General features: G+C 62.1%; 3 protein-coding genes and 6 pseudogenes. 8 read left to right on the forward strand and 1 reads right to left on the reverse strand.

Annotated features, from left to right (window positions below; translation table 11 throughout):
* Positions 1-313: 313 nt before the first annotated feature.
* The 8 genes and pseudogenes from istA to A8G00_RS24905 form a co-directional block, all read left to right on the forward strand.
* The gene (gene istA / locus A8G00_RS23760; protein ID WP_103001876.1) at positions 314-1831 is read left to right on the forward strand and encodes an IS21 family transposase; all 1518 of its coding nucleotides are present in this window, start codon (positions 314-316) and stop codon (positions 1829-1831) included.
* Positions 1832-1844: 13 nt separating this feature from the next.
* Positions 1845-2588 carry an IS21-like element helper ATPase IstB gene (istB, locus tag A8G00_RS23765; RefSeq protein ID WP_103001877.1) on the forward strand — a complete coding sequence of 248 codons (744 nt, stop codon included), beginning with the start codon at positions 1845-1847 and terminating at the stop codon, positions 2586-2588.
* 147 nt (positions 2589-2735) lie between these two features.
* Positions 2736-2912 (forward strand): annotated as a pseudogene (locus A8G00_RS23770) (transposase); the annotation flags it as partial.
* A 10-nt stretch (positions 2913-2922) separates the two neighbouring features.
* Entirely contained in the window at positions 2923-3357 is a 435-nt protein-coding gene (locus A8G00_RS25400; protein WP_172451965.1) for a hypothetical protein, read from the forward strand.
* Positions 3285-3509, forward strand: a pseudogene (locus tag A8G00_RS23775) (transposase domain-containing protein); the annotation flags it as partial. The gene A8G00_RS25400 and the pseudogene A8G00_RS23775, both read left to right, overlap by 73 nt.
* A gap of 26 nt (positions 3510-3535) precedes the next feature.
* A pseudogene (locus A8G00_RS25405) lies at positions 3536-3718 on the forward strand (IS66 family transposase); the annotation flags it as partial.
* Positions 3702-4118: pseudogene (locus A8G00_RS23785) on the forward strand (transposase); the annotation flags it as partial. The pseudogenes A8G00_RS25405 and A8G00_RS23785, both read left to right, overlap by 17 nt.
* 331 nt (positions 4119-4449) lie before the next feature.
* Positions 4450-4545 (forward strand): annotated as a pseudogene (locus A8G00_RS24905) (transposase); the annotation flags it as partial.
* A gap of 37 nt (positions 4546-4582) precedes the next feature.
* Here A8G00_RS24905 and A8G00_RS25750 read toward each other — a convergent pair.
* Positions 4583-4750, reverse strand: a pseudogene (locus A8G00_RS25750) (helix-turn-helix domain-containing protein); the annotation flags it as partial.
* Between the last annotated feature and the right edge of the window lie 177 nt (positions 4751-4927).

A 4927-nucleotide genomic window follows, 5' to 3' on the forward strand; every position in this document is an offset into this window, starting at 1 on the left:
GGCCACTAATCCCATAGCGCCGGCCCAGTCAGCGAGTGCGCTCAATCCGGCTTCAATGAGGTCGCGCACAGCGCCAAGATCGCCCCTCAGCGCCGCGCGACCTCACAGAAACCTCTGGATTCCGACGCGAAGCCGGCCACCATTCCGGGCTGAAGTCGGCCACCGTACCGATGTGAAGCCGGCCAGCGTTCCGACAGGAAACCGGCCACCGTACCGACGGGAAGTCGGCCACCGAGTTTGGCGCGAGAGGGCAGCCGAGCGGGTCAGCAACTGAGGCATGAGCCTGGTCCTTTGAACGAGGACAGGAGGCTTGATGCCAGCCAGGAGAATGCTGACCATGCGACAACTAAGGCGTATCATGCGCTTGCATCACGAGGGGGCGTCGGCGCGCAGTACGGTCCAGGACGCGCTGAAGCGCGCGGCGGCGGCGCAGCTGTTCTGGCCGTTGCCCGATGATCTGACTGACGAGGTGCTGGAGGCGCGACTGTTTGCACGCCCAGGTGGCGGGGCTGGCGCGGGCGTACGCAAGCGCCCGGAGCCTGACTGGGGTCAACTGGTTCGCGAGCTGCGGCGGCCGGCGGTCACGATGATGATCTTGTGGGAGGAATATCGTCAGGCCTGTCCCGAGGGCTATGGCTATTCGCGCTTTTGTGAGCTTTTGCGGGCTTTCCAGCAGCGCTTGTCGCCGGTGATGCGGCAACATCATGTGGCCGGCGACAAGCTGTTCGTCGACTATTCCGGCAAGCGGCTGGGGATCACCGACCCGGTGACCGGCGAAATCCGGATGGCGGAAATCTTCGTCGCGGTGCTGGGGGCGTCGAACTACACCTTCGCCGAGGTGACCTGGTCGCAAGCCCTGCCGGACTGGATCGGCTCGCACGTCCGGCTGTTTGCCCATCTCAACGGCGTGCCCAGGCTCCTCGTGCCCGACAATCTCAAAAGCGGGGTGAACAAGGCGTCCTTCTACGACCCGGAGATCAACCGCAGCTACGGGCGGATGACGGCGCATTACGACGTAGGCGTACTTCCGGCGCGGCCGAAAAAGCCCCGCGACAAGGCGGCCGTGGAAGCCGGTGTGCGCTTTGCCCAGACTTACATTCTGGGCCGGCTGCGCAATCAGACCTTCTTCTCCCTGGACGAAGCGAACGCGGCGGTCGGCATTGTGATGGCACAGATGAACACGCGGCCGATGCGCAAGCTCGGCGTCAGTCGCGCGGACCTGCTGGAGACCCTGGATCGGCCTGCGCTCAGGCCCTTGCCGCCGACAGATTATGAATATGCCGAGTGGAAACTGGTCCGCGTCGGGCTCGATTATCATGTCGAGGTCGAAGGCTTCTACTACTCCGTTCCCCATGCGCTGATCCGCCAGCAGGTCGATGCCCGCATCACCTCGAGCACGGTCGAGCTCTTCCACAAAGGGCAACGGATCGCTGCGCATCAACGGCGATATGGTGGCGCCCGGCGCCACGGGACCAAGGTTGAACATATGCCAGCGGCCCATCGGCACTATGCCGATTGGTCGCCCGAACGCTTTGAGCGCTGGGCCGCCCAGATCGGCCCGAACACCCAGGGGCTGATCATCGCCATTCTGGCCCGTCGCCCGCATCCTGAGCAAGGCTTCCGCACCTGCATGGGCGTGCTGCGGCTCTACAAAGGTCTTGAGAAGGCCCGTGTCGAGAGCGTGTCGGCCTACGCCCTCGCGATCGGCGCGCTGAACTCCAAAAGTGTCGCTTCCATCCTGACCCACAACCTCGATCTCGTCGTGCCCGCGGAGGAGGGCGCGAGCATCGATAGCCACGCCAATGTGCGCGGACCGCTCTACTTCCATTGAAAGGACATCGAATATGCTGCTTCACCCTACGCTCAATCTTCTCAACGAACTCGGCCTGACCGGCATGGCCAGGAGCTTCCAGAGCCTGGACGCCCAACCCGAAGCCCGCGCCCTGGGCCATGCCGAATGGCTGGGCCTGCTGCTCGACCAGGAGGTCAGCGTGCGGCGCCAGAAGCGGTTCGAAAGCCGGGCCAAGGCCGCTCGCCTGCGCCACGACGCCAGTCTGGAGGATGTCGATTACCAGGCACCCCGCGGTCTCGACCGCAGCCTGTTCCTCAAACTGGGATCGTGCGACTGGATCCGCTCGAAACGCAATCTGCTGATCACGGGGCCATGCGGTGTGGGCAAGAGTTACCTCGCCTGTGCCCTTGGCCAGAAGGCCTGCCGGGAAGACCTGCCCGTGGCCTACCACCGTGCCTCCCAACTGTTCGACATGCTGGCGCTTGGCAGGAACGACGGCCGCTACGCCAGAATGCTACGCGCGCTGTCGCGCGCATCTTTGCTCATCATTGACGACTGGGGGCCCGAAGCACTCAGTGCCGACCGTCGCCGGGACCTGCTCGAAATCGTCGAGGACCGCTACGATCGCGGTTCTATCCTCATCACGAGCCAAATCCCCGTGGACCGCTGGTATGAAATAATAGGAAATCCGACCCTGGCCGACGCCATCCTGGATCGCGTCGTTCACAATGCTTATCGCATCGATCTGACCGGCGAGAGCCTCCGCAAAAGGCGCGCCTCGCCACTCGAAGCTTGACCACACCAGACCGTTTAAGACATCAACAAAAACGATCCGCACGAGCCGCCCAAATGGCCGACATCAGATCGGAATGGTGGCCGGCTTCAAATCGGTGCGGTGGCCGGCTTCGTGTCGGAATAAGTGGCCGGCTTCGTCGGAATACGCAACATCGTCATCCTCGACAATCTGCCGGCTCACAAAACAGCGGCAGCCCGCGAGGCGATCGAAGCAGTCGGCGCGCGCATGCTCTTCCTTCCGCCATATAGTCCCGACTTCAATCCGATCGAAAACGCCTTCTCGAAACTAAAGGCCATCCTACGGAAAGCAGCCGCCCGAACCATCCCGGAGCGGCATGATCAACTGGCGCAGCGCCGGCAGCCGCGTTGGTGGGGGCAAGGTCTTCATCGTTTACCTCCTGAGCGTTCAAACCGCTCAGCAGGGCATTACGAAGGTCCGCGTCGATCAAGAGACTATGGAGATCGGTCAACGCATCTACGGCAACCCGAGGGCTACCCAAGCTGAACGCATCGCACACCTCCCGATCCAACATCCAAGCCGGAACTACGATGACTTCGCCGGGGCTCACCACAGTGTGCGCGACTCTGCCGTTCGCGCGCTCCTCGGTATACTCGCATCGCACCGTGCGCTCGAAATATGGATGCCATCGATACCAGACGACAACATCGTGCCCGACATGGGCAGAATGTCTGCGAAATGGCCCTGGGAAGAAAATCGTGGCTCTTCGCTGGTTAAGATCGCGGCGGCCAGCGCACCGCCTTCATGCTGAGCGTCATTGGCACGGCGAAGCTCAACGACATCGATCCACAGGCCTGGCTTGCCGACGTTCTCGCGCGGATCGCCGACATCCCCCAGAACCGTCTCCTTGAACTGCTTCCTTGGAACTGGCGCACCGCAGAGGATCAACGCGAAGCTGCCTGATCCGCGGTCCTCACCGACTGTCTACGAAGGAACTGGCGCTGGCGCGGTTGCACCGCTTCACGCCGCGCAGCGAAAAACACATGGATCGTGTCTTCAATGAAGCCGAGCAGGCCGCCCATGAGAGCGATGCAGACGAAGATCACGACGATATCGACGAGGCGGCCGCCGCCGATCTTCCCGACACGGGATTGCGGGAGGCGAAAAAGCCGAGAAACACAGCTGCTTATGACGATCCCAGGCGTGGGCTCTGTCACAGCTGTCTCGTATCTCGTTGCAATCGAAGACCCCAATAACTTCCGCACGTCGCGTTCCGTGGGGGCATGGCTAGGTCTGACCACACGCCGCTATCAGTTTGGTGAGATCGATCGAGATGGTCACATTTCGAAAAGGGGCGACAATTATCTGCGCGGGCTGCTCTATGAGGCGGCGGTGGCACTCCTTACCCGGACCAGGATTGAAAGCGACCTTAAAAACTGGGGACTTGGATTGGTAGAACGGCTGGGCTTCAAGCGTGCTACCGTCGCGGTGGCGCGCAAACTCGCGGTCATCATGCACAGCATGCTCAAGACGGGAGAAGCTTTCAACAGATCGGCCGGCGTTTCCGCATAATAGGAGCCTGCCGGCCTACTACTCTCAGCGCGTCGTCATCGGACGCGTCGAGGCGTCCCTGCCGTGGACGTGGGTCAGGCCATTCCGCATACCGAGGCTGCAACTCGCAAGAGACTGCGCTCAGCACATTGGAAGGCCTCGCTCGCGAAGACCCATGATGCGGCGGCTCATGCCGACCGCGGAGACAACCCTGCTCCCGGCATACGATTATCCTCACGCGAATAAACGATGACTGGAAAGAGTGATACAAAAGATTGACCGTCGCGCTGCCAACGCCTGCGCGGAACGATATTCTGTTTCTGCCCCGCCTTGACGAAGCAGATGCGATTAGACAACCTCGTATATGTGGGCCTACCGCAGCGGTGAGGACAGCGAACAACCGATCGTGCTGTTCGACTATCGGCCCGGTCGCGGGCAAGAATATCCGCCGCGCGCTCCTCAACCCGCCGGGATCGCATGTCGCCACCCTGCGGTTTTGGGGCGAACTCGCCCGTCTCGCGCCGCTGCGCTTGCCAGCGGATCGCTGTCGAAGGCGCAACACCAAACCGGCTTGCCGCTGCACGGCAACTCATCCCGCCATCAACCGCAGCCAGAAGGCGCGAGCGCAAATCCATCGAGAGAGCTTGAGCCATCCATGCTGGCCTCCTTCACCAGCACGGATTCCGAATCAGAGATCATGCCCGACGTGAATCCAGAGGTTTCTGTGAGGTCGCGCGGCGCTGAGGGGCGATCTTGGCGCTGTGCGCGACCTCATTGAAGCCGGATTGAGCGCACTCGCTGACTGGGCCGGCGCTATGGGATTAGTGGCC

This window comes from Sphingobium sp. SA916 (assembly GCF_002894065.1).
Classification (GTDB): domain Bacteria; phylum Pseudomonadota; class Alphaproteobacteria; order Sphingomonadales; family Sphingomonadaceae; genus Sphingobium; species Sphingobium fuliginis.

What these genes read in the sequence shown, in the direction of transcription:
- A8G00_RS25400 (WP_172451965.1), top strand. Translation starts at nt 2,923, where the DNA reads ATGATCAACTGGCGCAGCGCCGGCAGCCGCGTTGGTGGGGGCAAGGTC.
- istA (WP_103001876.1), top strand. Translation starts at nt 314, where the DNA reads ATGCCAGCCAGGAGAATGCTGACCATGCGACAACTAAGGCGTATCATG.
- istB (WP_103001877.1), top strand. Translation starts at nt 1,845, where the DNA reads ATGCTGCTTCACCCTACGCTCAATCTTCTCAACGAACTCGGCCTGACC.